The sequence below is a fragment of the Streptomyces sp. Y309 genome, assembly GCF_056712025.1.
Map to the genome: position 1 here is coordinate 4,276,140 of NZ_CM160048.1, position 26,973 is coordinate 4,303,112.

The window sequence follows — 26,973 nt, forward strand, 5'->3', positions numbered from 1 at the left end:
CACGTCCCCCGCTTCTAGGCTGACCGCTGCGCACCGCGGGTGCGCGCCCGACCCGTCGTTCCGGGAGGTTGACCGTGGCAGCACTGTCCGAGGGCATCTACCTGATCAAGAACGAGGCGAGCGGACTGTACGCGGGGGTGCAGCCGGGAGGAGGCACCAAGCAGGGGGCGAAGGTCGTACTGGACGAACTGCACGCCGAAGGGCCGGAGCGGCACCGGCAGTTCTGGCACGTGAAGCCGCACAGCGCGCGCGAGGGCGCGTGGACGCTGCAGAACGTCCACAGCACGCTGCGCATGGACGTCATGACGGGCCGGCGCCGCGCGGGCGCGGCGGTGCAGCAGTGCCCGCCGGAGTCGCGGGACGACCTGCTGGTGTCGCAGCTGTGGAAGCCGGAGCAGATCGCCGAGGACGTCTACGTCTGGGTGAACGTGAACAGCGACAAGAACCTCGCGGTGCGGGGTGAACGCCAGGACGCCGGAGGGGAGTTGGAGCAGGCGGAGCCGAAGACGGGCGAGGACCGCGGGACGCAGGCGTGGCGCGTGGAACGCGTGCAGGCGCGCGGCGAGTCGAAGGGGTTCGACGCGCTGACGGCCAAGGTGGTCAGCCCGGGCACCTTCAGCACGCCCGCGAACGTACTGTCGTCGGCGATCAAGGGAATCCTGGACACGGGCGGCGGCGTCTTCGAGACGATGGCCAAGACGGTGCCGGACCCGAGGGCGCCGTACCTGCGGTTCGACGGCTTCCGCGGGGACGAGTTCATCCGCTTCTCGCCGCGGCGCGGCATCGAGGCAGGCCCGAAGAAGGTCAGCGAGCAGTTCGCGAACCTGCCCATGGGATTCCCCCACGCCGCCGACGTCCTGAACGCCCGCAAGGGCAGCAGTTACACGCACGCGGCCATCATCGAGGGCAGGATCTGGGAGTTCTCGGAGCGGTCGGGGGACAAACCCCGCCCGGCGGACGGCCGGGAGCCCACAGACAGGGACCAGCGGATCAAGGCGGCCACCGCTGCCGACGCCAAGGGCGAGACGGTGGCGCTCTTCCTCGAAGAAGAGCCCGTACTCTCCGATTTCAAACTCGCCCAGATCGGTAGGTTCCACCTGGAGCACGCCCCCGACGACTTCCTGCTCGGCCCCGACACCGCCACCTCCGCCCCCTTCGACGACGACATGCACTTCTTCCTCGTCAAGGGCGACGAGTTCGTGATCGTCAGCGAAGGCAAGCTCGTCCAGGGCCCGACGGAGCTGACGGACGCGTACCCGTTCCTCACGGGGGTGTGGATGTAGGAGACGCTGCCGGTCTCCTGCCGGCCGGGCCGCCGCGAACGCGGGTGACCGCTCCCGACAAGTAGGGAGTGAGACCGCCGACCGGCGGTCCGGATACGGAGGTCCCATGACGACGGACCTGGACGACGAGGAGCTGCTGTCCCGCACCGCGCGGGACCCGGCGGCCTTCGAGCCGCTGGTGGTACGCCACTCCACGGCGCTCCACGGCTACTTCGCCCGCCGGGCGCCCGGCGCCGCCGACGATCTTCTGGCCGAGCTCTGGCTGCAGGCGTACGCGGCCCGGCGCGGCTTCGACGCGGCGCGCGGACCCGCGCGGGCGTGGCTGTTCGGCGTGGCGCGGAACGTGCTGTCGGCGCACTGGCGGCGTACGGCGCGGCAGCGGCCGGGGCTGCCCGGCGACGGCGGTGGCGGTGGCGGCGACGACGACCCGTGGGAGGCGGTGGACGCGCGGCTCGACGCGGCGGCGGTGGCGCCGCGACTGCGCGCCCTGCTGGCCGAACTCCCGCCGGACGAGCGGGAGTTGCTGCTGCTCGTCGCGTGGGAGCAGCTGACGCCCGGCGAGGCCGCCGCGGTGGTCGGCATCCCCGCGGGGACGGCCCGCTCGCGGCTGCACCGCGCCCGTACCCGGCTGCGCGCGAGCGCTCCCCTCGACCTGGCAGGAGACCCGGCATGAATGAACGTACCGACGGACGTACCGGCGAGATGAACGACCGTACCGACGAGCGTGACGCCCTTCTCGACTTCCCCGGCGCCGGGGAACTGATCACGGCGGGCGACGTCGCCCCGCCCGCGCCCGCCGCGGTGGCGACTGCGCGGGCGGCGGTGGCCCGCGCGGCGGAACGCGAGACGGCAGTCGTGCCGGTGCGGGTCCGCGTCCCGCGCCGCCGCAGGCTCCTGGTCGCGGCGGCGGCCGTGGCGGCGATCGCCGCGGGCGCGGTGGTGTACCCGGTCCTCGACGTGGGCGGAAAGGAGGCAGCGGCCACGGCCTCGGCGGCGGAGTTCCTGAACGACATGGCGGAGGTCGCGGCGGACGCCCCTGCGGTGCACGCCAAGTACTGGAGAGTCCGCATGGAGACGGTGAACAGCGACGACGGGAAGATGCGGACCACCACCTACTTCGACCGTGAGGGCCGCGTCTGGACGGTGGACGAGGACGGCACCGTCCACGAGCCGCCGACGGGCGAGGACGGCAAGGTCAAGAAGTGGCCCGTGGGCGAGCGGTGGCTGACGTGGCCGGATCTCGACAAGCTGCCCACGGACGCGGATGAGCTGGCCAAGCGGTTCCCGAAGGACTCCGGAAGCCGGTTCCGGCAGCTTGTGATCATGCTGGAGGACTCGCCCGCGAGCCCCGCGCTGCGCTCCGCGCTCTTCGAGGTCCTCGCCAAGACCCCCGGCATGAAGCTGGTCGGGAAGGTCGAGGACAGCAAGGGCCGTCCGGGCGTCGCGGTCGAGACCACGCGGAAGGCCTGGTTCACGACCGGCCCCGGCAAGGACGTGACGTACTGGACGATTGACCGCTACATCGTCGACCCGGACACCGGCCTCCTCCTGGAGTCCACCCACAAGAAGCGCGGCCAGGACACGCCGGCCGACCGTTACACCTGGCAGGAGGTGGGCCCGGCGGACCAGATCGGCTGAGCGGACCCCGGGCCCCGGCCCCGGCTCACCCCACTCACTCCGCCTTTCGGAGCCCTCAGAGCCCCCGGAGCCATTCGACGAGGATCCCGTTGACCTCCTCGGCCAGCTCCTGCTGCACCCAGTGCCCGCAGCCCTTGAGGATGTGGGAGGAGACGAGGCCGGGGAGGGTGACGGGGTAGGCGTCGAGGGCGCCGGACAGCCACTGGAGGGAGGGGTCGAGCTCGCCCGCGACGAAGAGGGACGGCTGGGTGAGGGGCACGCCGTCCCACGCCGCGAGGTCGGCCCAGTCGCGGTCCATGTTGCGGTACCGGTTGAGCGGCCCGGTCATGCCGCCGCGCTCGAACTCGCCCGCGTACACGTCGAGTTCGTCCTCCGAAAGCCACGCGGGCAGCGGCTTGCCGGTGACGAACCGGTCGGACATCCGCGCGCCCTGCGGCACGAAGGCAGGGCTGGGCGCGGCGGCGTCGGCCTCCGGCATGGTGTCGGCGGAGTAGCTCGCATAGAAGCCCGAGATCCACCCGCGCACATCGGGCTCGATCTCCCCCTCGGCCCGCCCCGGCTCCTGGAAGTAGCTGACGTAGAACTCCTCGTCGCCGGGGATGGCGGCGAAGGCGTCGGTGGGGCGGGGGCCGCCGCGGGGCGCGAACGGGACGCTCATCAGGGCGGCGGCCCGGAAGACGTCGGGGCGCAGCAGCGCCGAGTTCGCCGCGATCGGCGAGCCCCAGTCGTGCCCGACGACGACGGCGGTCTCCTCCCCGAGCGCCCGCACGACCCCGACGTTGTCGGCGACATGCGCGAGCATCCCGTACGCGTCGGCCCCTAGCGGCTTCGACGAACGCCCGTACCCGCGCACGTCGATAGCCACCGCCCGATACCCGGCCTCCGCCAGCGCGGGAAGCTGCCGCCGCCACGAGTACCAGGTCTCCGGGAACCCGTGCACCAACAGCACGAGCGGCCCGCGCCCTTGCTCGACGGCGTGAATCCGGATCCCGGGGCTTTCCGCCAACTCCAGCATCGTGTGCTTCACGTCGTCCAGCGGTGCGGGTGCGGTCATGACGGCGACTCCTCCGGTACGGGGCGGGCGACTCACGACGATTTTGTACGGGGAGGGGGCTGGGGGCAGAGGGTTGTTGCCGTTCCGGCAAGTTCCGTGCCCCGTAAGGGGCGCGGGGCTGTATCGATATGCGGCTCCGCCGCGGGGCGCGCCCAGCCCCCACAGCCCCGCAGGGATCATGACCGAGATCCCCAGCGGCGCGCTAAGCCCGTCCGGCGCTTGAGGACGAGCGCGAAGCGCGACCGGCGGCACGCCAAGGCAACGGGGCGCCGGGCCCCACCCGCACCCAGGCCGTCAGGCCGCCGCCTGCGCAGGCACGGTCGGCAGCGGCAACGGGGGCGACATCGGGTAGGCCGACGGCACCCCACCCGCGAGCCGGGACTTCGGCAACCAAAGCGACAGGATCCGACTCGTCCGGTCGAAGTACCGTTCCACGGCAAGGGATTCCGGCAGCAACGAGCCAAGGGAAACCTTGGAGTCCAACGCGGCCAACGCGCCCCGGGACGCCACAGAGTGGATCCCAATCAGGCGCTGCTCCGGCTGATGCAACAGCCAAACAGCCCCCAACCCCCGCCCCGCGGCCTCATCCCGCAGGGAGGCCCACACCCGCTGAACGGCCGCGCCGGCGTCCCCCTCGTACGCGTACCGAAACCGCTCGAACCGGCTCACGTGATGCTCCTCCAGAGGCAGGAAGTTGTGAGCCCCGGCAACCCGCCAGACAAACCGCTCCACATCCAGGAAGAACGGCCGGCTCCAGAACTTCACCCCCGGCTCGAACTCCAACTCCTCACTGGTGAACCGCTCATAGTCGAGCACGTCGTCCCACGTCTCGAACAGGTACCGCCCCCCGGTGAAATGCGTCCCGTCCCCACCCTCACCGCTCGCGTCAATCCGGCTGGGCATGTACTTCGCGTACATGCCGGGCCGGACATCCATCACCCGCCGCTCCACCTCCTGCTTGTCCACGATCTCCTGCACCCCGACCCCCGCAGCCAGCGGAAAGTCCGACGTGAACGCGGCCTCCATCGGAATCGGCCCGACGTCATAGCCCTTGATCGGCCCGGTCCCGTACGCGTGCGTGGCCATGCCACACCCCCTCCTGTCTGTGGATCTCTGCACACCCGGAACTCGAATCCCGGGCACGACAGGATCGTAACCCGGACACCGATCAAACTCCAAACACTGTTCAATCTTTGCTCGCCGTACCATAGGGCCATGCCTGCAGCCAGCCGCCGCGAACGCCACCGCGCCCAGACCACCGCCGAGATCAAGGCGACCGCCCTCAAGCACGTGGTGGAGGAGGGCGCGGAAGCCCTGGCCCTGCGGGGCATCGCCCGGGACATGGGCATGGCGCCCGGCACGTTCTACAGCTACTTCGACACCCGGGAGGCCCTGCTCGCCGCGCTCGCCGCCGACGCGTACCGCGACCTCGCCGCCCACCTCCGCGAGGCCCGCGAGGCCCACCCCCCGGCGGACCCGGCCGCCCGCGCCCTGGCCCACGGCCTCGCCTACCGCGCGTGGGCGCTGGCGCATCCGCAGGAGTTCCGGCTGCTGTTCAGCGGCCGCGGGCAGACACCGCGCGCGGACACGGCCGACAGCACCGAGGCGGAGTACGAACTGTGCCTGGGCATAGTGGAGATCGCCACGACGGCCCGGACCGCCGACCGGACTCCCGGGACCGGCAGCCGCTACACCTGGGACGACTTCGACCCCGCGTTCACCGCCGTGGCCCGCGCCGCCTTCCCCGCGCTCACCCCGGCCGCGCTCGCCCTCTCGCTGCGCGTATGGGGCCGCATGCACGGCCTGGTCACCCTGGAGATCGACGGCCTGCTGCGCCCGCAGATCGACGACCCGGACACGCTGTACCGCGACGAACTCCGGGACCTGGTACGAGGATTGGGCCTCAGGCCGACGGAGGGGTAAGGCGCACCTCCCGCCGCAGCACCTTCCCCGTATCCGACCGCGGCACCCGCTCCCGGAACTCGATCACCCGCGGCACCTTGAACCCGGCGAGCGCACCCCGGCAGTGCTCGGCGAGCCGCGCCGCGAGCCCGTCGTCGCCCGGCACGCCCGCCTCGGGCTGCACGACGGCGGCGATCCGCTGCCCCCACTCCTCGTCCGGCACCCCCACCACGGCCACGTCGGCGACGTCCGGATGCGCGATGAGGGCGGCCTCGACCTCCGCCGGGTACACGTTCACGCCCCCGGAAATGATCAGGTCGGTGCGCCGGTCCCGCAGGTACAGCCACCCGTCCTCGTCGACGTATCCGTGGTCCCCCGCGGTGAAGTACCCGCCCCGCATGGACCGCTGGGTCTTCTCCGCGTCCTTGTAGTACGTGAACGGCACGGCGGGCCGGAAGTACACCCCGCCCGTCACCCCGACCGGAACCGGATCCCCGTCCCCGTCTCCGTCTCCGTCCTCGTTCAGGATGCGTACGTCGATGCCGCCCAGAGGCAGCCCCACCGTGCCGGGCCGCGCCAGCCAGTCCGCGCTGCTCGCGGCGGTCACCCCGCCCTCGGTGGCGGCGTAGAACTCGTACAGAACCGGCCCGAACCAGTCGATCGCCCGCCGCTTCACGTCCGGCGGACAGGGCGCCGCCCCGTGCACGACCGCACGCAGGCTCGACACGTCGTACCGCGCACGCACCTCCGCGGGCAGCCGCAACAGCCGGTGCAGCACCGTCGGCACCGCGAACAGCACGTGGACGCCGTGCCGTTGGATCAGGTCCAGCCAGTCCTCCGTACCCGGCCGTTCGGCGAGTACGACCGTGTGCCCGAACTGCATCGCCATGTTCGCGAAGAGCCCGGGCGCGGCGTGGTACAGCGGCGCGGCACTCAACTGCGTGTACGGCCCCGGCCGCACGCCGACCCGCGCCATGAAGTCCAGCTCGTACGGGTTCGGCCCGGGCGGCGCGTCGGGCAGCGCCCGGCGCACGGCCTTGGGGCGGCCGGTGGTCCCGGAGGTGTAGAGCATGACGCCGCCGGCGCGGGGGTGCGGGGGCGGGGTCGCGGGGGCGACGGCGAGGAGCTCTTCGTAGCCGAGCCAGCCCGGGGGTACGGGGAGCGGGGCCGGGGACGCGGACGGGCCCTGGGACGCCGACGGGCCCGGGGGAACCTGCTCGGCCCGCCACACCACCCGCCGCCCCTCCGGCACCCCCGCCACGTCCAGCGCGGGCCCCGCCACCTCCACCAGCGACGCGTCCACGACCACCACCCGCGCCTCGCTGTCGGCGACGACATGCGTCACCTCGGCGGTGGTGAAGTGGTGGCTGAACGGCGTGAAGTACAGCCCCGACCGCTCGGTGGCGAGCCGCAGTTCGAAGAAGGCGCGGCTGTTGGGCAGCATCGCGGCGACACAGTCCCCCGGCCGCAGCCCGAGCCCGGCCAGGGCATGCGCGAGCCGGTACACACGGGCGGCGAGCTCACCGTACGTGGTGGTGGTGCCGTCGGGCTCGACGAGGGCGGGGCGGTCGGGGTGCGCGGCGGCAACGACACCGAAGCCGACACCCGTACCCGTGCCCGCGTTCGTGCCCGCGTTCGTGCCCGCGTTCGTGTCCGCGTTCGTGTCCGCGTTCGTGCCCGTACCCATGGCTGCCTCCCGCCCCCGCTCACCGCCCCGGCCGTCCGGCCGTCCGGCCGTCCGGCCGCACGCGCGCATCGTAGGCACACCCGCCCCGGCGACGTCAGTGGCGCCGGTCGCCCCCGGCCCGGACCGCGGTCAGTGGCCGACGGGCAGCCCCTGCGCGAACCCGCCGTCCACCGCCAGCTCGACGTTCGTCGTGAACGTCGCGTCGGCGGCGAGGAACAACGCCGCCGCGGCGACCTCGTCGACGGTCCCGTTGCGCCCCAGCGGAGTCGTCTTGTCGCCCTGCCGCTCGAACTCGCGCCGCTGCTCCTCCGTCAGCCCCGCGACGCCCATGGTCGGCGTCTTGATGAAGCCCGGCGCCACCGAGTTCACCCGGATCTTGCGCGGCAGCAGTTCGAGCGCGAGGACGTGGGCGAAGGCCCGCGTCGCCTCCTTGGAGGCGGAGTACGCGCTCAGCCCCGGGAAGACGACGTCGTTCACGACCGTCGTGAACACCACCGACCCGCCGTCCTTGATCAGCGGAGCGAGCCGCTGCATCGTGAAGAACGACCCCTTCGTGTTGATCGCGAACTGCCGGTCCCAGGACTCCTCGGTGACCTCGCCGAGCACGGCGAACTCCGCGATGCCGTGGTTCACGAAGACGTGGTCGACCCGGCCGAGCCGCGCCTGCACCAGGTCGGCGAGGCCCGCGATGTCTGCCATGCTCGCCGCGTCGGAACGCACGACGTGCGCCGCGCGCCCCTTCAGTTCGGTACGCGCCTCCTCCAGGGTCTTCTCGTTGCGCCCCGTGAGGACGACCTCGGCGCCCCCGTCGAGCAGCCCCTTGACGATGGCGAGCCCCATGCCGTGCGTACCGCCGGTGACGACGGCGGTCCTGCCTGCGAACTTGCTCATGCTGAGCTCCTTTTGGGTGGTGGTCGGCCATTGGTTGCCCGGCCGGTGGTCGCTCGGTACTCGGTACTCGGTACGAGGACGACTCTGCGGGTGGGTCCTTTCGGTGGGCCTTCGCTCGGCATTCGGTGCGCCTTCGGTCGGCGCCCGCCCGCCGCCCGGGCCCGCAGACCCTCATCTACGCTGACCGCATGCGCTTCGGGGTACTGGGTCCGCTCACCGTCCGGACGCCCGGCGGCGCTCCCGTGACGGTCCCCGAGGCACGGGTCCGGGCCCTCCTCGCGGTCCTCCTCGTGGATCCGGGCGCCGTGGTCCCGGCGGACCGCCTCATCGAGGACCTGTGGGGCGCGGGCCCGCTCCCCGCCCGCCCCGCGAACGCGCTGCACACCCTCGTGTCCCGGCTGCGTACGGCCCTGGCGGCGGGCGGCGGCCGGGACCTGGTGGTGCGCCGAGCCCCCGGCTACCTCCTGCGGACACCCCCGGACGCGGTGGACGCGGGCAACTTCACGGCGCTGGCGGCGCGCGCCCGCGCGACCACGGACGCCCGCACACGGGCCGGCCTCTTCGCCGAGGCGCTGGCCCAGTGGCGGGGCGCCGCGTTCGCCGAGTACGCCGACGAACCGTTCGCCCGCGCCGCGGTGACGCACCTGGAGGAGCAACGGCTCCTGGTGCGCGAGGAGCACGCGGAGACCCGCCTTGAACTCGGAGAGCACGCCGAACTCGCCGTCGAGCTGGCCGAGTTGACATCCACGCATCCGCTGCGTGAGCGCCTGCGGTCGACCCACATGCGCGCCCTGCACGGCGCCGGCCGCACGGCCGAGGCGCTGGAGGCGTACCAGGACCTGCGGCGGCACCTGGACGAAGAGCTGGGTCTCGCGCCGGGGGCGGGGTTGGTGGCCTTGCAGGGAAGGATCCTTCGGGGGCAGCCGGAAGGAGTTCCGGAACGCGGCGGGCTCGGCACCCGCGAACCCGAAGCCGAACCACGCCGTCACGGCAACAGCCGCGACCGTAACCACAACCGCGACCGCAGCCGCAGCCGCAGCCGCAGCCGCAGCCGCACCAACCTTCCCACCCCCCTCACCCCCCTCATCGGCCGCGCCGCTCCCCTCCGTGACGTACGAGAACTCCTCTCCGGCGACACCCGTCTGGTGACCCTGACCGGCCCCGGCGGCGTCGGCAAGACACGACTGGCGCTGGAGGTGGCGGAGACGTACGCGGACCGGGCGGCCACCGGCACGTACGCGGACGACGCGACCGCAGCCACGTACCCGGACGGAGTCTGGCTGGTCGAACTCGCCGCCCTGCCCCCATCGACGACGCCCGAAGAGACGGCGCAGACGGTCGCGGCGGCCCTTGGCCTGCGCGAGGCCCAGGCCCCCCGCCCCCGTACCGACCACACGCCCGACGCACCCACGGACCCCACCCACCACCTCACCGAAGCCCTCCGCGACCGCCGCCTCCTTCTCGTACTCGACAACTGCGAGCACCTGGCCGCCGCGGCCGCGGACCTCACCCGCCGCCTCCTGCGCTCCGCCCCCGGCCTCCGCGTCCTGGCCACCAGCCGCGAACCCCTCGCCCTCACCGGCGAAGCGCTGTACGCCGTACCGCCCCTGGACCTGCCGGAGCCGGACGCGGACCCGGCGGCCGTACAACGCGCGGGCGCGGTACGCCTGTTCACGGCGAGGGCGGCCGCCGCGTCGCCCGGCTTCGAGGTCACCGAGGCGAATTCCGCCGCGGTCGCCACCATCTGCCGCCGCATGGACGGCATCCCGCTGGCCCTGGAACTCGCCGCGACCCGCGTACGCGTCCTCGGCGCGAAGGCGCTGGCCGAACGCCTCGACGACCGGTTCGGCCTGCTCACCGCCGGCCGCCGCGACGCCCCGGCCCGCCAGCGGACCCTGCGCGCGGTGATCGACTGGAGCTGGGAGCTGCTGACGGCGGCCGAACGCACCGTCCTGCGCCGCCTCGCCGTACACGCTGAGGGCTGCACACTGGAGTCCGCCGAGGCGCTCTGCGCCACCGCGGACGTCAAACCGTCCGAGGTCCTGGACCTCCTCTCCCGCCTGGTGGACCGCTCCCTGGTGACGGTGGCCCACCCCGAGGACGGCTCCGCCGGCCCGCGCTACCGCCTCCTGGAGTCGGTGGCGGCGTACGCCCTGGAGCAACTCCACGCCCACGCCGGCGAGTTCGTGTCCCTCCGCCGAGCCCACGCCGCCCACTACACGGCCCTGGCCGAACGCGCCGACCCCCTGCTCCGGGGCGCCGACCAGCAGACGTGGCTGCGCCGCCTGGACGCGGAGTCGGCCAACGTCCGCGCGGCGCTGGACACGGCGTCCGCCACGGGGGACGGCGCGCTGGCGTGGCGCCTTGTGCGGGCGATGGCGTGGTACTGGTTCCTGCGGGGCCGCCTGACGGAGGCGCGCCGTTCGATGGAAACGGCACTGGCGACACCGGACTCTGCCTCATCCCCCGTCCCGTCCACAGAGGCCGACAGGTCGGAGGTGGCGGCGTGGCACCGGGGCATGACCCTCCTGGCAGGCGAGGGCGAGGGCGAGGCGGGACGTGGACCCGCGACCGAGGAAGGCACCTCCCCGCGAACCACCCTGTTCCTCGCCTACGCCGCCACGATGTTCGGCGCGATGCCCGAGGCCGAGCGGCTGACCGCCCACGCCCTGGAGGCCTTCCGCCCCCGGTCGGACGACTGGGGCACAGCGGCCGCACTCGCGGTCAGGGGCGTACAACGCTACGTGCGGGGCGACTTGGCGGGCTCGCACAAGGACGGCGCAAGCAGCCTTACCCTCTTCCGCGGGACGGGCGACGGCTGGGGCCGGCTGCAGGCCACCGGCGTACTGGGCAGGGTCGCCGAGATCAGAGGGGACTACGCGGAGGCCCGCGCCCAGCACCGGGAGGGCCTGCGCCTGGCGACGGCCCTGGAACTGTGGTCCGAGGCATCGACGCGCTGGTCCCAACTCGGCCGCGTCGCGCTCCTCACCGGCGACCACGAGCAGGCGGACGCCCACCACGAACACGCCCGCCGCCTGGCCGTCGAGCAGGCGGACCGCGCGGCACAGGAGTTCGCGGAGGTCGGCCTTGCCCTGGGTGCGCGCAGGCAGGGCAGGCTGGACGAGGCGGAGGCGTACCTGCTCCCCTGGCGGGAGTGGAACCGCCGGTTCCCGGCGGAGAACGGCACGGCCCTGATCCTCGCGGAACTCGGCTTCATCGCCGAACAGCGCGGCGACGCGCAGGCGGCCCTGCGCCTGCACAAGGAGGGCCTGGCGGCGGCCCGCGCCACGGGCGACCCGAGGGCGGTGGCTCTGGCCCTGGAGGGCCTGGCAGGTGCCCACCACCTCACAGGCACCCCCGCCCGAGCCGCCCGCCTCCTGGCCACGGCAGCCCGCCTCCGCGCCTCGGTGAACGCCCCACTCCCCCCGGCGGAACGAACCGACGTGGACCGCATCACCGCGGCGATCCACACACCCGAAACCCTCTGAGCCGCCGCCTACTTGAGGATCTTGGTGACCCGGCCGGCACCGACGGTCCGGCCGCCCTCGCGGATGGCGAACTTCAGGCCCTCCTCCATGGCGATGGGCTGGATCAGCTTGACGCTCATGGCGGCGTTGTCACCCGGCATGACCATCTCGGTCCCCTCGGGCAGGGTCACGACGCCGGTCACGTCCGTCGTACGGAAGTAGAACTGAGGACGGTAGTTGTTGAAGAACGGGGTGTGCCGGCCACCCTCGTCCTTGGACAGGATGTAGACCTGAGCCTCGAACTCGGTGTGCGGGGTGACCGAGCCGGGCTTTACTGCGACCATGCCCCGCTCGACCTCCTCACGCTTGACGCCGCGGAGCAGCAGCCCGGCGTTGTCACCGGCCTGGCCCTCGTCCAGCAGCTTGCGGAACATCTCAACGCCGGTGACCGTGGTCTTGATCGGCGTCTCCTTGATGCCGACGAGCTCGACTTCCTGGTTCACCTTGATGACACCGCGCTCGATACGGCCGGTGACGACCGTGCCGCGACCGGTAATGGTGAACACGTCCTCGACCGGCATGAGGAACGGTTTGTCGACCTCGCGCTGTGGCTCCGGAACGTTCTCGTCGACAGCTTTCATCAGCTCGAGGACCTTCGAGCCCCACGCCTTGTCGCCGTCGAGCGCCTTGAGGGCGGAGATGCGGACGACCGGAACGTCGTCGCCCGGGAACTCGTACTCGTTGAGCAATTCGCGGACCTCGAGCTCGACGAGCTCCAGGATCTCCTCGTCGTCCACCATGTCGGCCTTGTTGAGCGCAACAACGATGTACGGAACGCCGACCTGGCGGGCCAGGAGCACGTGCTCCTTGGTCTGCGGCATCGGGCCGTCGGTGGCGGCGACCACGAGGATCGCGCCGTCCATCTGCGCGGCACCGGTGATCATGTTCTTGATGTAGTCCGCGTGACCGGGGCAGTCGACGTGCGCGTAGTGGCGCGCCTCGGTCTGATACTCCACGTGCGCAATGGAGATGGTGATCCCGCGCTGCCGCTCCTCCGGCGCCTTGTCGATCTCGTCGAAGGGGGTGAAGGGGTTCAGGTCGGGGTACGCGTCGTGCAGCACCTTGGTGATAGCCGCCGTGAGGGTGGTCTTGCCGTGGTCGATGTGACCGATGGTGCCGATGTTGACGTGCGGCTTGGTCCGCTCGAACTTCGCCTTTGCCACGTTGTCCTCCCACAGAGCCGGGCATCTTGGGGTTCAGGTCGGAACCCCAGCAGTGACCTTGCGTAGCGATATGCCCACCTACGGCAACCGTACTCGCGGCCACGGCCGCACGGCCGAGGATGTCGCGAAGATGCCTCCCGGCATGAAAAAACCCCAGGTCACGGCGAGTGAGTCCTGGGGTTGATCCGAGCCGCCTTCGGGATTCGAACCCGAGACCTACGCATTACGAGTGCGTTGCTCTGGCCATCTGAGCTAAGGCGGCGCGCTGCCCGCACCTATGGTGCGATCAGCAACGGCGCCAAGTCTACACAGTTTCGGAGGGTGCTCCGTACACACCTCCGAGGCGGCCCGGGGGCCCGGAGGGTGCGGGGTGCGCAGGGGTGTGAGCTGGGGCTTGAACTGGGGTTATGTGCAGCGCTTGGCTTTCTTGGGGGAGCGGCCCTCCAGGAGGTACGTGTTGATCGTCTTGTCCACGCAGTCGCTGCCGCGGCCGTAGGCGGTGTGGCCGTCGCCCTCGTAGGTGAGGAGGCGTGCCGAGGTGAGCTGGGAGGCGAGGGCCTGGGCCCAGCGGTAGGGGGTGGCGGGGTCGCGGGTGGTGCCGGCGACGATGATCGGGGCGGCGCCCTTCGCCTCGATGCGGCTCGGCTTGCCCGTGGCCTTCGTCGGCCAGTACGTGCAGTTCAGGGCCGACCAGGCCAGCCCTTCGCCGAACACCGGCGAGGCCTTCTCGAACTCGGGGAGCGCCTTGCGCACGTCGTCGGGCGAGGTGAAGGACGGCGGCAGGTCGAGGCAGTTCACGGCGGCGTTGGCGAACATGAGGTTCGAGTACCCCCCGTCGCCGTCGCGCTCGTAGTAGCTGTCGGACAGCGCCAGCAGGGGCGCGCCGTCCTTGCTCTTCATCGCCGAGGCGAGCGAGTCCCGCAGCTCCGGCCACGCCGCCTCGTCGTACATCGCGGCGATCACGCCGGTCGTGGCCAGCGCCTCGCCGAGCTTGCGGCTCCCGGACGGGCCGGTGTCGCCCGCGGGGAGCGGCGCCCGGTCCAGGTCCGCGAAGAAGCGCTTCAGGCGCTTGCCCGCGTCCGCGGCGCTCTTCCTGCCGAGCGGGCAGTCCCGCTCCCGCACACAGTCCCGCGCGAACGACTGGAACGCCGTCTCGAAGCCCGCCGTCTGGTCGAGGTTCATGCGGCGCGCGGTGAGCGAGGGGTCCATCGCGCCGTCGAGGACCAGGCGGCCCACGCGCCCAGGGAAGAGACCGGCGTACGTCGCGCCGAGGAACGTGCCGTACGACGCCCCCACGTACGTCAGCTTCTTGTCGCCCAGCGCCGCCCGCAGGACGTCCATGTCCCGGGCCGTCTCCACCGTCGAGACATGCCCGAGCAGCTTGCCCGCCCGCCTCTCGCAGCCCGCCGTGAACTTCTTGTACGTCGCCGACAGCAGGCCGACCTCCCGCCCGTCGTCGGGCGTCACGTCCGTCTGCGTGTACGCGTCCATCTCCCGGTCGTTCAGGCACGTGACCGGCTCGCTGCGGGCCACGCCGCGCGGGTCGATCCCCACCATGTCGTACCGCGCGCGGACCTTTTCCGGATAGCCGAGTGCCGCGTACTGCTGGAGATAGCCGACCGCCGAGCCCCCCGGCCCGCCCGGGTTCACGAGCAGCGACCCGATCCGGCGGTCCGGCTTTCCCGTCGCCCGCTTCCGTGACACCGCCAGCTGCACGTCCCCCGCTTCCGGGTTGTCGTAGTCCAGCGGCGCCTTCATCGTCGCGCACTGGAAGCCGGGGACACCGCACTTGCGCCAGTGCAGCTTCTGGCCGTAGTACGGCGCGAGCTCCTTCGGGGTGGCGCTCGGCAGCTCGGCCATGACCACATCCGTCGACGAACTCACCGACGAGCAGCCGGAGATGAGCAGGCCCGCGGCCATCAGGACCAGGCAGCCGCGGCGAAGTCCACTGGCGCGTGCGGGCTTTCGGGCCGGTCCTTGTGCGGGCTCCCGGGCGGACTCCCGGGCGGGCTCTCCTGCTCGAGCGGGGGCGTGGGCTCGGGGAAGGGGCGTCTCCATCTCGCGAGAGTAACCCTATGGAGTTGTTGGAACACTTTTCGTGCCCGTATGAGGGATGCGGTCAACCCGGAGTGATGCGGTCACCCCCTCTGGGCTTGAAAGCCCTCGCCCTCGGTCGGGGTGTCCTGGGCCCGAGCCCCTGAGCCGGAGTCCCCTGGACCGCGGGCGGCGGGAGAGGCGTTCCTCAGCCCGCCCGCAGCGCCACCGTCATCGCCTCCACCGCGAGCAGCGGCGCCACATTGCGGTCCAGCGCCGTGCGGCACGCGCCGATCGCCTCTATGCGGCGCAGCGTGGACTCCGGCGACGTGCCCCGTGCCATGCGCTCCAGCATGTCCTGCACCTCCGTGTTGGCGAGCGGCACGCGGGAGCCCAACTGCAGGGCGAGGACGTCCCGATAGACCCCGGTCAGGTCGATCAGGGCGAGGTCCAGGCTGTCCCGCTGCGTGCGCGTCTTGCGGCGCTTCTGCTTGTCCTCGAGGTCCTTCATCGCGCCCGCCGTGCCCCGCGGCATGCGGCCGCCCTGAGCCGCGCCGAGCGCCGCCTTCAGGTCCTCGGTCTCCTTGACATCGACGTCCTCGGCGACCTGCTTGGCCTCCGCCGCCGCCGTGTCGATCAGCTCCTGCGCCGCCTTCAGGCAGCCGCCGATCTCCGCGACGCGCAGCGGCAGTTTGAGGACGGCGGCTCTCCGCTCCCGCGCGCGCGGGTCGGTCGCGAGGGCGCGGGCGCGGCCGATGTGCCCCTGGGTGGCGCGGGCGGCGGCCGCCGCGGCTTCGGGCTCGATGCCGTCGCGCCGTACGAGCATGTCGGCGACGGCCTCCACCGACGGCGTACGCAGGGTCAGGTGGCGGCAGCGGGAGCGGATCGTGGGCAGCACGTCCTCGAGGGAGGGCGCGCAGAGCAGCCACACCGTGCGGGGGGCCGGCTCCTCCACCGCCTTCAGCAGGACGTTTCCCGCGCCCTCCGTGAGGCGGTCCGCGTCCTCCAGGACGATGACCTGCCAGCGGCCGACGGCCGGTGAGAGCTGGGCGCGGCGGACCAGGTCACGGGTCTCCTTGACGCCGATCGACAGCAGGTCGGTGCGGACGACCTCCACGTCGGCATGCGTACCGATCAGGCTGGTGTGGCAGCCGTCGCAGAAGCCGCAGCCCGGCTCGCCGCCCAGCGCGCGGTCGGGGCTCACGCACTGCAGGGCCGCGGCGAAGGCGCGGGCGGCGGTGGCGCGGCCGGAGCCGGGCGGGCCCGTGAACAGCCAGGCGTGCGTCATCTTGGACGACTCGGGCAGCGGGGTGTCGGCCGCGACGGCGGTGACCAGCGCGTCGGCGTCACGGGCGGCGGCACCGAGCTGCCCGCTCACCTTCTCCTGGCCCACCAGGTCGTCCCATACCGGCATGGGTCACCGCCTTTGCCCTACCGACGCACGCCACGCTCGGCGCACATCCCATTTCGCGCTGTCGGAATTCATTGTGGAGCACCCCACTGACAACACCGCCCACGGCGGTGCTGAGCTGCGCTTTTACGCGGCGCGGGGCTGGGGCGGGCGTACGCAGGCGGACGAGCAGGTGGCCGCAGGCGGACGCCTCGACGCGGAGCGGGCTTACGCGGCGAACGTCTCGACCGCGGGCCTGGCCTACGCGGACGGACGCCTCAACGCGGTGCCTCGCTCACGCGGCGGACGTCTAGACGCGGTGCCAGGCTTACGCGGCGGACACCTCAACCGCGGTGCCCGGCCTACGCGGACGGACGCCTCACACGGCGCCGGGCCGACCCGGACGAACGCTCAACGCCGCGCCAGGCCTACCCAGACGAGAACGCCTCAGCGCCCGCGCCGCGCCCCCCCGTTCAACCTGATGGGCGCCCGCGCCACCCGTCGTCCAACCTCAGCGCCTGCGCCGCCCCTTGTCCGACCCGTCCACCTCGTCCGCCTCATCCGCACCGTCGGCCTCGTGCGACCCGAGCAGTTCGTCCGCCAGCGACGGCAGGTCGTCCAGCGGCGTCTCCTCGGCCCAGTCGGGGCGCGGACGCCGCCGCGGCGTGCCGTCCTCGTCGACCTGCGGGAGCTCCCGCGTACGGTCGTCGGGGCCGGGCCGCTCGTCGCGGAAGTACCCCGGTGGCACCTTGTCCGCCGCGCTCTCGCCCCGGGCCGCGGGCTCGTTCCCCACGGCCGGGAGGACCGCCGTCTCGTCGGCCGCACCGGGCACGGACGCCTGCGGCAGCTCGGCGGTCACGTCGGAGGCGGCGGCGTCCGCCGACCCGCCCTCCGTGGCCCGCGGCAGCACAGCCGTCTCGTCGGCGGCACCCGGCACCTGCGGTTTCACGACCGGCGTGGGCACGGTCGCGGTCGTCTCGTTGTCGGGCGAACCCGGCTTGTCCTGCGAACTCGAAGCGGCAGGCGCGGCCGACTCGGAAGGCCCGGCCGCCTGAGACGACTCAGGCGGCGCGGAAGACGCGGGCGGCCCCTGCGGCGTGGCGGGAGCGGAAGGCCCGGCCGACGCGGGCGGCCCGGAAGGAGCCGGCGAGGCAGGCGGAGCCGGCGGCGCAGCCGGCGCGTCGGCGGAACCAGCCGCCGCCTCCGCCAACAACCGCGCCTCCTCGGCCCGCCGCAACGCCTCCTCCGCCTTGCGCTGCTTCTCGAGGCGCCGCGCCTCGGCCTCGGCGCGCAGCCGGGCCTCCTCCTCGGCCGCCCGGCGGCGCCGCTCCTCCTCGGCGGCGCGGACCTTCTCCTCGGCGAGGAGCCGCGCGCGCTCCTCCTCGGCCTTGCGGCGGGCCTCCTCGGCGCGCTGCCGGGCCTCCTCGGCCTGGCGCTCGGCCTCGCGGCGCTGGGCCTCCTCGATCTCGCGGCGCTTGCGCTCTTCCTCCTCCGCGCGGAGCTTGGCGAGCTGCTCCTGGCGCTCCCGCTCCAGGCGCTCCTCCTCGGCCTTGCGCGCGGCCTCTTCCTCTGCGCGCCGCCGCGCCTCCTCCTCGGCCGCCCTGCGGGCCTCCTCCTTGGCCTTCACCTCGGCTTCGGAGAGGGGCAGTACGAGATCGAGGCGGTGCCGGATGACGGTCGTGACGGCCTCCGGCTCCTGGGCGGCGTCCACGACCAGATACCGGCCGGGGTCCGCGGCGGCCAGGGTGAGGAAACCGGAGCGCACGCGCGCGTGGAACTCGGCGGGCTCGGACTCGAGCCGGTCGGGCGCCTCGGTGAAGCGCTCGCGGGCCGCCTCGGGCGACACGTCGAGCAGGACCGTCAGATGCGGGACGAGACCGCCCGTCGCCCACCGGTTGATGCGGGCGACCTCGGTCGGCGACAGATCGCGCCCCGCACCCTGGTAGGCCACGGACGAGTCGATGTACCGGTCGGAGATCACCACGGCCCCGCGCGTGAGTGCGGGCCGTACGACGGTGTCGACGTGCTCCGCGCGGTCGGCGGCGTACAGCAGCGCCTCCGCGCGGTGCGACAGACCGGCCGACGACACGTCGAGCAGGATCGACCGCAGCCGCTTGCCGACCGGCGTGGCGCCCGGCTCGCGCGTGACGACGACTTCGTGGCCCTTGGCGCGGATCCACTCGGCGAGCGCCTCGGCCTGCGTGGACTTGCCGGCCCCGTCGCCGCCCTCCAGGGCGATGAAGAAGCCGGAGCCGGCGGGCGCCTGCACCGGGTCGTCGCCGCCGCGCAGCGCGTCCCGCAGGTCGTGGCGGAGCGGCACGCCCTGCCGGTCGTCGGCCTTGGCGAGGACCAGCGCGGCCACCGGCAGCAGCAGCGCGCCGACCAGCATCAGCGTGAAGGAGGCCCCGCCGTGGTCGAAGACGAACTTGCCGTTGACCATCCGGTGCGGCCCGATGACGGCCGCGAGCAGCGGCGCCACGAGCACGGCGAGCGCCACGAAGAGCCGTACGACCGCTTGGAGGTGCTCGGTGGTGCGCGCCCTGCGGTAGTCCTCGACCTCCTGGTCGAGCAGCGCGTGCCCGGTGTTCGCGGCGATGCCTGCGGCGGTGCCCGCGAGCCCGAGGATCAGCAGGACCGTCGTCACGTCGGGCACGAGACCGGCCGCGAGCAGCGCGACTCCGGTGACGGTGATCGCGATCGCCAGCAGGCGGCGGCGCGACAGCGACGGCAGCAGCGCGGGCGCCGTACGGATACCGGCGACCGTGCCGCCGGTCAGCGCGAAGACGAACAGGCCGTACGTGACGGGCCCGCCCTGGAGGTCCTTGGCGTGCAGCACGGAGACCGCGACGGCCGCGGCGACGCCCCCGGCGACGGCGGTGCAGGCGGCCACGAGCAACGGGATGGCGCCCGTGCGGCCCTTGTCCGTGCCACTGCCCGTACGCGGCCTGCGCAGGCCCTCCAGGGGGCTGCGCGCGCGGGGCGTGTGCGTACCGGGAAGCTCGATGGCGTACACGATCGACAGCGACGCCGCGAACAGTCCGGCCGCGAGGAACGAGGCGAGGCCCGCCTGGTGCTGGTCGAACCAGTCGATTCCGGAGCCGAGCAGTATGCCGACGAGGCCGACCGCGACGAGCGCGACGGCCGCGAGGGGCAGCGCCACGAATCCCGTACGCAGCGACAGGCGCCGCAGGGCGTCCATGTGGTCGGGCAGCGGGCGCACCGTGGCGCCCTCCAGGGGCGGGGCGGGCAGCAGCGCGGGCGCGGCGCTCTCCCGGGCGACCGTCCAGAAGCGCTCGCCGACGCCGATGACGAACGCGGTGACGAGGAGCATCGCGAGCGCGTTGGCGGGCGTCCAGTCGATCCACAGCGGCGCGCAGATCAGCAGCGCGGCCCGGACCCCGTCCGCGCCGACCATGGTCCAGCGGCGGTCCAGCGGGCCGTCGGGCGACGTCAGGGAGGTCAGCGGGCCGAGCAGCACCGCTCCGAAAAGGAGGGTCGCGAGAACGCGCGCTCCGAAGACGGCGGTCACGGCGATGGCGACCCCGCGGTAGCCACCCCCGAACGAGCCCTCGGCGATGGCCGCTTGAAGGGCCAGCATCACCAGGACGAACAACGCGAGGGCGTCGCCGACGCTGCCGACGAGATGCGCGCTCCACAGCCGCTTGAGCTGCGGTACGCGCAGCAGGGAGCGCACGGCGCGCTCGCGGGAGTCCGCGAGCAGGGCGTCGTCGGGGGCCGCTTTCATGGCGGGTGGCTGCTCGGCACGCGTCATCCGTCCAGCCTATCTGGACGGCCGCCTTCCCCGCGGGGCCCGCCCGAACATACGGCCGCCGCGCCGGTGCCCTCGACGGGGCACCGGCGCGGCGGTCGGTTCAAGCGCTGGCCAAGGGCCGACTCAGTCCTCGGACGCTGCCTTCGAAGCCGTCGTCTTCTTGGCGGCGCTCGCCTTGGCGGTCGTCTTCTTGGCCGCAGTCGTCGTCTTCTTGGCGGCGGTTTTCTTGGCGGCAGTCTTCTTAGCCGTCGTTTTCTTCGCCGGGGCCTTCTTCGCCGCCTTCTTGGCGGTCTTCTTCGCGGGCCCCTTCGCGCGCTTCTCGGCGAGGAGTTCGAAGCCCCGCTCAGGGGTGATCTCCTCGACGCTGTCACCGGACCGCAGCGTCGCGTTGGTCTCGCCGTCCGTCACGTACGCACCGAAGCGGCCGTCCTTGATGACGACGGGCTTGCCGCTGACCGGGTCCTCGCCGAGCTCCTTCAGCGGCGGCTTGGCGGCCGCACGGCCGCGCTGCTTCGGCTTGGAGTAGATCTCCAGGGCCTCGTCCAGCGTGATGCTGAAGAGCTGGTCCTCGGTCTCCAGGGAGCGCGAGTCCGTGCCCTTCTTCAGATACGGGCCGTAGCGGCCGTTCTGCGCGGTGATCTCCACGCCTTCGGCGTCCGTGCCGACGACGCGCGGCAGCGACATCAGCTTCAGCGCGTCCTCGAGCGTCACCGTGTCCAGGGACATGGACTTGAAGAGGGAGGCCGTGCGCGGCTTGACCGCGTTCTTGCCGGTCTTCGGGGTGCCCTCGGGGAGCACCTCCGTCACGTACGGACCGTACCGGCCGTCCTTGGCGATGATCTCGCGGCCCGTCGCCGGGTCCGTGCCGAGGGCGAAGTCGCCGCTGGGCTTGGCGAGCAGCTCCTCCGCGTAGTCCACGGTGAGCTCGTCGGGCGCCAGGTCGTCGGGGACGTCGGCGCGCTGGTGGCCCTCGGAGTCGCGCTCGCCGCGCTCGATGTACGGGCCGTAGCGGCCGACGCGGAGCATGATGTCGTCGCCCACGGGGAACGACGACACCTCGCGGGCGTCGATGGCGCCGAGGTCGGTGACGAGTTCCTTGAGGCCGCCCAGGTGGTCGCCGTCGCCGTTCCCGGCGTCGGCGGCGCCTCCGGAGGGCTCGCCCTCGCCGAAGTAGAACCGCCGCAGCCACGGCACGGCCTGCGCCTCACCGCGGGCGATGCGGTCGAGGTCGTCCTCCATGCGGGCGGTGAAGTCGTAGTCGACGAGCCGCCCGAAGTGCTTCTCCAGGAGGTTGACGACGGCGAAGGAGAGGAAGGACGGCACCAGGGCCGTGCCCTTCTTGAAGACGTAGCCGCGGTCGAGGATCGTGCCGATGATCGACGCGTACGTCGACGGGCGGCCGATCTCGCGCTCTTCCAGCTCCTTGACCAGCGAGGCCTCGGTGTAGCGGGCCGGCGGCTTGGTCGCGTGGCCGTCGACGGAGATCTCGTCGGCGGACAGTGCGTCGCCTTCGGAGACCTGCGGCAGCCTGCGCTCGCGGTCGTCCAGCTCGGCGTTCGGGTCGTCGGCGCCTTCCACGTAGGCCTTGAGGAAGCCGTGGAAGGTGATGGTCTTGCCGGACGCGCTGAACTCGGCGTCGCGGCCGTCGGCGGCCCGGCCGCCGATCTTGACCGTGACCGAGTTGCCGGTCGCGTCCTTCATCTGGGAGGCGACGGTCCGCTTCCAGATCAGTTCGTAGAGCCGGAACTGGTCGCCGGTCAGGCCGGTCTCGGCGGGCGTGCGGAAACGATCACCCGAGGGGCGGATCGCCTCGTGCGCCTCCTGCGCGTTCTTGACCTTCCCGGCGTACGTCCGTGGGCGCTCCGGCAGGTAGGCGCCGCCGTAGAGCTGCGTGACCTGGGCGCGGGCCGCGGCGACGGCCGTGTCCGACAGCGTCGTGGAGTCCGTACGCATATAGGTGATGAAGCCGTTCTCGTACAGCTTCTGCGCCACCTGCATGGTCGCCTTCGCTCCGAAGCCCAGCTTGCGCGAGGCCTCCTGCTGGAGCGTCGTCGTACGGAACGGAGCGTACGGAGAGCGGCGGTACGGCTTGGACTCGACGGAGCGTACGGAGAAGTCGGTGTTCTCCAGGGCGGCGGCCAGCGCGCGGGCGTTGGCCTCGTCGAGGTGCAGGGTGTTCTGGCTCTTCAGCTGCCCGAGCGAGTCGAAGTCGCGGCCCTGCGCGATGCGCCTGCCGTCGACCGTGGTGAGGCGGGCGACGAGCTGGGAGGGGTCGCTGGTGTCACCGGGGCGGCCGGTGCCGAAGGTGCCGGTGAGGTCCCAGTACTCGGCGGAGCGGAAGGCGATGCGCTCGCGCTCACGCTCGACGACGAGCCGGGTCGCCACGGACTGGACACGGCCCGCCGAAAGGCGCGGCATGACCTTCTTCCACAGCACCGGCGAGACTTCGTAGCCGTACAGGCGGTCCAGGATGCGGCGGGTCTCCTGGGCGTCGACCATGCGCTGGTTGAGCTCGCGCGGGTTGGCGACGGCGCCCTGGATCGCGTCCTTGGTGATCTCGTGGAACACCATGCGCTTGACCGGGACCTTGGGCTTCAGGACCTCGAGGAGGTGCCACGCGATGGCTTCGCCCTCGCGGTCCTCATCGGTGGCGAGGTAGAGCTCGTCGGAGTCCTTCAGGAGGTCCTTGAGCTTCTTGACCTGCGCCTTCTTGTCGGCGTTGACCACATAGATCGGCTGGAAGTCGTGTTCGACGTCCACGCCGAGGCGGCGCACCTCGCCCGTGTACTTCTCGGGGACCTCCGCGGCGCCGTTGGGAAGGTCGCGGATGTGCCCGACGCTCGCCTCGACTACGTATCCGGGGCCCAGGTAGCCCTTGATCGTCTTCGCCTTGGCAGGCGACTCGACGATGACGAGTCGGCGGCCGCCCTTTGCGGTCTCGCTGGTCGGGGACAACTTCGCTCTTCTCTCCGGTCGACTCTCGGTGGCAGTGCTGCGGTGCTTCGGCAGGCGGGGCCGACGCCTGGTGGGGCGCCGTGACTGCGCTTGCGTTGCGCTGACGCTGCGGAGTGTGACGGTACATCCCGCCCCCGTGTCAAACGGGAAAAGCCCGCAACGGCCACTCGAACGGTAACCCGACTACCGCCATTCCTGCCGCCTGGGCTGGCCCCTGGGCCTTGAGCGGTGCGGGTGTGGGCCTCTTTTTTGTGTTGCCGTCGGACTGGCGTGCCGTCTTTTCGCGCTGCGCGCTCGTCCTCAAGCGCCGGACGGGCTTTTTCCCCACCCGCCCGCCCTTTCTGCGCTGCGCGCGGCCTTCCCGGGGCGGGTTCTGCGCTGCTTGCGGGCCTGTCCGGGGCAGGCTCTACGCGGCGCGTGGGCCCGTCCTGGGGCGGGTTCTGCACTGCTCGCAGGCCTGCCCTGGGGCGGGTTCTACGCGGTGCGCGGGCCTGCCCTGGGCAGGCTCTGCGCTGCTCGCAGGCCTGTCCTAGGCAAGCTCTACGCGGCGCGTGGGCCCGTCCTGGGGCGGGTTCTGCACTGCTCGCAGGCCTGCCCTGGGGCGGGTTCTACGCGGTGCGCGGGCCTGCCCTGGGCAGGCTCTGCGCTGCTCGCAGGCCTGTCCTAGGCAAGCTCTACGCGGCGCGTGGGGCCCGTCCTGGGCGGGCTCTGCGCTGCTCGCGGGCCTGCCCGGGCGGGTTCTGCGCTGTGCGGTTCTTCCCGGGCCGTTCTTTTACATTGCCCGTGCGTCGTGGCTCACAGACGTGTGAAGCACCACACCGCCAGGGCCAGGGCGCCGGATCCCGCCAAGGTCGCGAAGGTGGCGGCGGCGGTGGGGTGGACGCCGTGGGCCACGGGGGCGCGGTGGGCGACGCGGGTGCCCGTCCAGAGCAGCAGTCCGGCCCCGAACAGCGCGAACACCGTTCCGGCGAAGATCGCTGGTCCGCTCTCCATGCCCCTGGCCTCCCGTGCCGTCCGTGCGCGGCACCTGTCGGGTACCCCGGCTGCGGAGGCTGGCACGTCCGGGCGGCGGAAGCACGAAATCCGCGTGAACGGGGGGCGGCGAGGAGGGCCCACAATGGCCGATTTCCCTCCAGGAGGGGCTGATTTCTCCCCCATGGGTCGGCATGGGTCGGCCCCCGTCGACCGGCACGGATCGGCCCACCCGTCGACCGGCATGGGCCGGCACGGGCGGACCGGCACGGGGCCCCGGGCCCGGTCCCTCCCGGTCGCCCCGGGCGCGCCTACCGCCCCACAGGCTCCAGGAACCCCTGTTCCACCAGGAGCCGGATCTGGGCCGGGGTGCGGTCGCGGAGCAGTACCGGGTCCTCGCCCATGAGCTGGGCGATGGCGTCCAGGATCCGGCCGGCGCTCAGCGAGCCGTCGCACACGCCCGCGAAGCCCGCGCCCACCGTGTCCACCTGGGTGGCCCGCCGCATGCCGCGGTGCTGGCGCAGCACGACGTGCTCGGGGTCCTCGGCGCCGGGCATGCCGACCTGCTCCTGCACCACTTCACCGGCGAGCTTGAAGTGCGCGGCGAGCAGCGCGGCGTCGTCGTGGTCCCGCAGATAGTCCTGCCGCCCGAAGAACGCCTGCACCGCCTCGCCGAGCGGCTGCTCGACGGGGTGCGGCCACTCCTCGACGGTCACGGACGGCTCGGCGGCGCCGGACTTGCGCAGGGTGATCCAGCCGAAGCCGACGCCCCGGGTCTTGCGGGCCTCGAACTCGTCCAGCCACGCGTCGTACCGCGCCGCGTACTCGGCCGGGTCGGTGCGGTGGTCCCCGGCGTCCCTGAGCCACAGCTCGGCGTACTGCGTGATGTCCTGCACCTCGCGCTGCACGATCCACGCGTCACAGCCACGCGGCACCCAGGAGCGGAGCCGCTCGGTCCACTCCTCGCCGTCCACGTGCTGCCAGTTGGCGAGAAACTGTGCATACCCCCCTTCGTTCAGTCGTGCCCCCGCCTCCTGAACGATCGAGCGGCACAGATCGTCCCCGCCCATGCCGCCGTCCCGGTACGTCAGCCGGGCGCCGGGCGAGATGACGAACGGCGGGTTGGACACGATCAGGTCGTACGTCGCGTCGCCCACCGGCTCGTACAGGGAGCCCTTCCGCAGGTCCGCCTCCGGCGCGCCGGACAGGGCGAGCGTGAGCCGGGTGCAGTGCAGGGCACGGGGGTTGAGGTCGGTCGCGGTGACGCGGGTGGCGTGCCGGGAGGCGTGCAGGGCCTGGATGCCGGAGCCGGTGCCGATGTCGAGGGCGCTCGCGACGGGCGTACGCACCGTGATCCCCGCGAGCGTCGTGGACGCGCCGCCGACCCCCAGCACCACGCCCTCGTCCCGGCTGCCGATGCCGCCGGCCCCACCGACCGCGCACCCCAGGTCGGACACGATGAACCAGTCCTCGCCGTCCGGCCCGCCGTACGGCCGCACGTCCACGGTCGCCCTGAGGCCGCCCCCGGCGCCCGCCCCGGTGCCCTCGCCGTCCGCCACGAGCCAACCGCTCTCCAGAAGGGCGTCGACGGGCAGAACGTCGGCCACGCGCGCGTGCGGTACGGAGTCCTGCAACAGGAACAGCCGTACGAGCGAAGCCAACGCGCCGTCGCCCCGCGTGGCCCTCAGGGCGGGCACGGTCTCGCTGCGGGCGAGCGCGGCGTAGGCGGGCGCCCCGAGCAGTTCGAGCAGCCCGTCGGCGGTGAAGTCGGCGGCGAGGAAGGCTTCCCGCAGCCGCGCGGACACATCGGCACGGTCGGACGAGGGCAAGGGCATGCTGGCGTTACTCACCTTCCAATTGTGACCCGCCCGCTCAAGACGGCGCCCCCGGCGCCACTGGGCACCGGGGGCAGACGGCCGTACGGACGAGCGGGACGCCCGCGCGGCGGGCGGGGCCTGACGCCCAGTCCGGAGTCGGCTGACCAGTTCCGCGTGGACGTCTGGTTCAGCGTCTAGCTCTGCGTCGTCGGCGACGAGGCCGCGGCCTTGCAGCTGTCCTGCTCGCGCATGGCCTTGCCCGCGTCGCCCTCCTCCAGCTTCTTCTGTGCCGTGTTCTCGCTCTTGCTGAGCTTGCCCAGCTCCTCGGCGATCTTCGCGAGGTCGTCCGCGAAGGCCGACTGGTCCTTGGTGTCGAGCTTGTCGGTCTGCGTCTTCAGGTCGGCGTACGACTTGGAGAGGCCGTCCAGCTCCTTGACGGCGTCGTTCAGCTTCTTCTCGCCGTCGTCGACGGGCGGGGCGCCCGCCTTCTTCAGGGCGGTGGCGCGCTGGGCGTACGCGGCGGAGATGTCCCCGAACGCCTTGGAGTCGGTCGACTTGACCTCTTCCGGCGAACTGTTGTCCGCGGTCTGCTTCTTGATGGCCGCGTTGGCGTCGGCGATCTTCTTCGACTGCGGCCCCACGGCCGTGTCACAGACCTTCTTGGCCCAGTCGTCCAGCTTCTTGTCACCGTCGTCGTCACTGCATCCCGACAGCGCCAGTACCAGTACCGCACCGCCGGACAGTGCGGCCGCGAGCTTCTTGTTCACCGGATTGGTCCCTTCCATGGCTCTCGGCCCCGGAACTTACACGCCAACCGGGCGACAACCGCATGCCAGGGGTGCGTTACGTACCCTATTGAAGCCATTTGCACCAAGGTATGACGGACGA

General features: G+C 72.4%; 17 protein-coding genes and 1 tRNA gene. 5 read left to right on the plus strand and 13 right to left on the minus strand.

Going from position 1 to position 26,973, the window contains the following annotated elements; all coding sequences use genetic code 11:
• The first annotated feature begins 74 nt into the window (after positions 1 to 74).
• From AC0KTA_RS17015 to AC0KTA_RS17025, 3 genes are all read left to right on the plus strand, one after another.
• A complete protein-coding gene (locus AC0KTA_RS17015; RefSeq protein ID WP_481055964.1) occupies positions 75 to 1,283 on the plus strand; it encodes an RICIN domain-containing protein in 1,209 nt (402 codons plus the stop codon).
• A 106-nt stretch (positions 1,284 to 1,389) separates the two neighbouring features.
• A complete protein-coding gene (locus tag AC0KTA_RS17020; RefSeq protein WP_481055965.1) occupies positions 1,390 to 1,956 on the plus strand; it encodes an RNA polymerase sigma factor in 567 nt (188 codons plus the stop codon).
• Entirely contained in the window at positions 1,953 to 2,921 is a 969-nt protein-coding gene (locus tag AC0KTA_RS17025; RefSeq protein WP_481055966.1) for a CU044_5270 family protein, read from the plus strand. Before AC0KTA_RS17020 ends, AC0KTA_RS17025 begins: the two co-directional genes overlap by 4 nt.
• Before the next feature lie 55 nt (positions 2,922 to 2,976).
• Here AC0KTA_RS17025 and AC0KTA_RS17030 read toward each other — a convergent pair whose 3' ends face one another.
• On the minus strand, positions 2,977 to 3,975 hold the full coding sequence (locus tag AC0KTA_RS17030) for an alpha/beta hydrolase (RefSeq protein WP_481055967.1): 999 nt from the start codon (positions 3,973 to 3,975) through the stop codon (positions 2,977 to 2,979).
• A gap of 294 nt (positions 3,976 to 4,269) precedes the next feature.
• A complete protein-coding gene (locus AC0KTA_RS17035; protein WP_481055968.1) occupies positions 4,270 to 5,061 on the minus strand; it encodes a hypothetical protein in 792 nt (263 codons plus the stop codon).
• A 129-nt stretch (positions 5,062 to 5,190) separates the two neighbouring features.
• On the opposite strand from AC0KTA_RS17035, the gene AC0KTA_RS17040 reads away from it, so the two are divergent.
• Positions 5,191 to 5,898, plus strand: a complete 708-nt coding sequence (locus tag AC0KTA_RS17040) for a TetR/AcrR family transcriptional regulator (RefSeq protein ID WP_481055969.1) — start codon at positions 5,191 to 5,193, stop codon at positions 5,896 to 5,898.
• Here the strand turns inward: AC0KTA_RS17040 and AC0KTA_RS17045 are convergent.
• Both AC0KTA_RS17045 and AC0KTA_RS17050 read right to left on the minus strand, forming a co-directional pair.
• Positions 5,879 to 7,564 (minus strand): AMP-binding protein, encoded by a 1,686-nt coding sequence (locus AC0KTA_RS17045; protein WP_481055970.1) that lies wholly within the window; start codon positions 7,562 to 7,564, stop codon positions 5,879 to 5,881. The genes AC0KTA_RS17040 and AC0KTA_RS17045 overlap by 20 nt on opposite strands.
• 129 nt (positions 7,565 to 7,693) lie before the next feature.
• On the minus strand, positions 7,694 to 8,455 hold the full coding sequence (locus tag AC0KTA_RS17050) for an SDR family oxidoreductase (RefSeq protein ID WP_481055971.1): 762 nt from the start codon (positions 8,453 to 8,455) through the stop codon (positions 7,694 to 7,696).
• Positions 8,456 to 8,643: 188 nt separating this feature from the next.
• On the opposite strand from AC0KTA_RS17050, the gene AC0KTA_RS17055 reads away from it, so the two are divergent.
• Complete coding sequence (locus AC0KTA_RS17055) at positions 8,644 to 11,943, plus strand: AfsR/SARP family transcriptional regulator (RefSeq protein ID WP_481055972.1); 3,300 nt, start codon at positions 8,644 to 8,646, stop codon at positions 11,941 to 11,943.
• A gap of 8 nt (positions 11,944 to 11,951) precedes the next feature.
• Here AC0KTA_RS17055 and tuf read toward each other — a convergent pair whose 3' ends face one another.
• The 9 genes from tuf to AC0KTA_RS17100 form a co-directional block, all read right to left on the minus strand.
• Positions 11,952 to 13,145: an elongation factor Tu gene (gene tuf / locus AC0KTA_RS17060; RefSeq protein ID WP_481055973.1), complete on the minus strand. Its 1,194-nt coding sequence runs from the start codon at positions 13,143 to 13,145 to the stop codon at positions 11,952 to 11,954.
• Between the two features lie 188 nt (positions 13,146 to 13,333).
• Positions 13,334 to 13,407: transfer RNA gene (locus tag AC0KTA_RS17065), tRNA-Thr, on the minus strand.
• A gap of 143 nt (positions 13,408 to 13,550) precedes the next feature.
• On the minus strand, positions 13,551 to 15,065 hold the full coding sequence (locus tag AC0KTA_RS17070; protein ID WP_481055974.1) for an alpha/beta hydrolase: 1,515 nt from the start codon (positions 15,063 to 15,065) through the stop codon (positions 13,551 to 13,553).
• A gap of 322 nt (positions 15,066 to 15,387) precedes the next feature.
• A complete protein-coding gene (locus AC0KTA_RS17075; protein ID WP_481055975.1) occupies positions 15,388 to 16,593 on the minus strand; it encodes a DNA polymerase III subunit delta' in 1,206 nt (401 codons plus the stop codon).
• 487 nt (positions 16,594 to 17,080) lie between these two features.
• Positions 17,081 to 20,341 carry a dTMP kinase gene (gene tmk / locus AC0KTA_RS17080; RefSeq protein ID WP_481055976.1) on the minus strand — a complete coding sequence of 1,087 codons (3,261 nt, stop codon included), beginning with the start codon at positions 20,339 to 20,341 and terminating at the stop codon, positions 17,081 to 17,083.
• A 123-nt stretch (positions 20,342 to 20,464) separates the two neighbouring features.
• Positions 20,465 to 23,296: a type I DNA topoisomerase gene (gene topA, locus AC0KTA_RS17085; protein ID WP_481055977.1), complete on the minus strand. Its 2,832-nt coding sequence runs from the start codon at positions 23,294 to 23,296 to the stop codon at positions 20,465 to 20,467.
• A gap of 795 nt (positions 23,297 to 24,091) precedes the next feature.
• Positions 24,092 to 24,289 carry a hypothetical protein gene (locus AC0KTA_RS17090; protein WP_164322367.1) on the minus strand — a complete coding sequence of 66 codons (198 nt, stop codon included), beginning with the start codon at positions 24,287 to 24,289 and terminating at the stop codon, positions 24,092 to 24,094.
• A gap of 290 nt (positions 24,290 to 24,579) precedes the next feature.
• Positions 24,580 to 26,103 (minus strand): DUF7059 domain-containing protein, encoded by a 1,524-nt coding sequence (locus tag AC0KTA_RS17095; RefSeq protein WP_481056453.1) that lies wholly within the window; start codon positions 26,101 to 26,103, stop codon positions 24,580 to 24,582.
• A 176-nt stretch (positions 26,104 to 26,279) separates the two neighbouring features.
• Positions 26,280 to 26,870, minus strand: coding sequence for a small secreted protein (locus AC0KTA_RS17100; RefSeq protein ID WP_481055978.1), 591 nt, complete (start codon positions 26,868 to 26,870; stop codon positions 26,280 to 26,282).
• Between the last annotated feature and the right edge of the window lie 103 nt (positions 26,871 to 26,973).

Bases quoted from the DNA above. Each gene is read 5' to 3' on its own strand.
- AC0KTA_RS17020 (WP_481055965.1), top strand. From the start codon at position 1,390: ATGACGACGGACCTGGACGACGAGGAGCTGCTGTCCCGCACCGCGCGG.
- AC0KTA_RS17025 (WP_481055966.1), top strand. From the start codon at position 1,953: ATGAATGAACGTACCGACGGACGTACCGGCGAGATGAACGACCGTACC.
- AC0KTA_RS17030 (WP_481055967.1), bottom strand. From the start codon at position 3,975: ATGACCGCACCCGCACCGCTGGACGACGTGAAGCACACGATGCTGGAG.
- AC0KTA_RS17035 (WP_481055968.1), bottom strand. From the start codon at position 5,061: ATGGCCACGCACGCGTACGGGACCGGGCCGATCAAGGGCTATGACGTC.
- AC0KTA_RS17040 (WP_481055969.1), top strand. From the start codon at position 5,191: ATGCCTGCAGCCAGCCGCCGCGAACGCCACCGCGCCCAGACCACCGCC.
- AC0KTA_RS17045 (WP_481055970.1), bottom strand. From the start codon at position 7,564: ATGGGTACGGGCACGAACGCGGACACGAACGCGGACACGAACGCGGGC.
- AC0KTA_RS17050 (WP_481055971.1), bottom strand. From the start codon at position 8,455: ATGAGCAAGTTCGCAGGCAGGACCGCCGTCGTCACCGGCGGTACGCAC.
- AC0KTA_RS17055 (WP_481055972.1), top strand. From the start codon at position 8,644: ATGCGCTTCGGGGTACTGGGTCCGCTCACCGTCCGGACGCCCGGCGGC.
- AC0KTA_RS17070 (WP_481055974.1), bottom strand. From the start codon at position 15,065: ATGGCCGCGGGCCTGCTCATCTCCGGCTGCTCGTCGGTGAGTTCGTCG.
- AC0KTA_RS17075 (WP_481055975.1), bottom strand. From the start codon at position 16,593: ATGCCGGTATGGGACGACCTGGTGGGCCAGGAGAAGGTGAGCGGGCAG.
- tmk (WP_481055976.1), bottom strand. From the start codon at position 20,341: ATGACGCGTGCCGAGCAGCCACCCGCCATGAAAGCGGCCCCCGACGAC.
- AC0KTA_RS17090 (WP_164322367.1), bottom strand. From the start codon at position 24,289: ATGGAGAGCGGACCAGCGATCTTCGCCGGAACGGTGTTCGCGCTGTTC.
- AC0KTA_RS17095 (WP_481056453.1), bottom strand. From the start codon at position 26,103: ATGCCCTTGCCCTCGTCCGACCGTGCCGATGTGTCCGCGCGGCTGCGG.
- AC0KTA_RS17100 (WP_481055978.1), bottom strand. From the start codon at position 26,870: ATGGAAGGGACCAATCCGGTGAACAAGAAGCTCGCGGCCGCACTGTCC.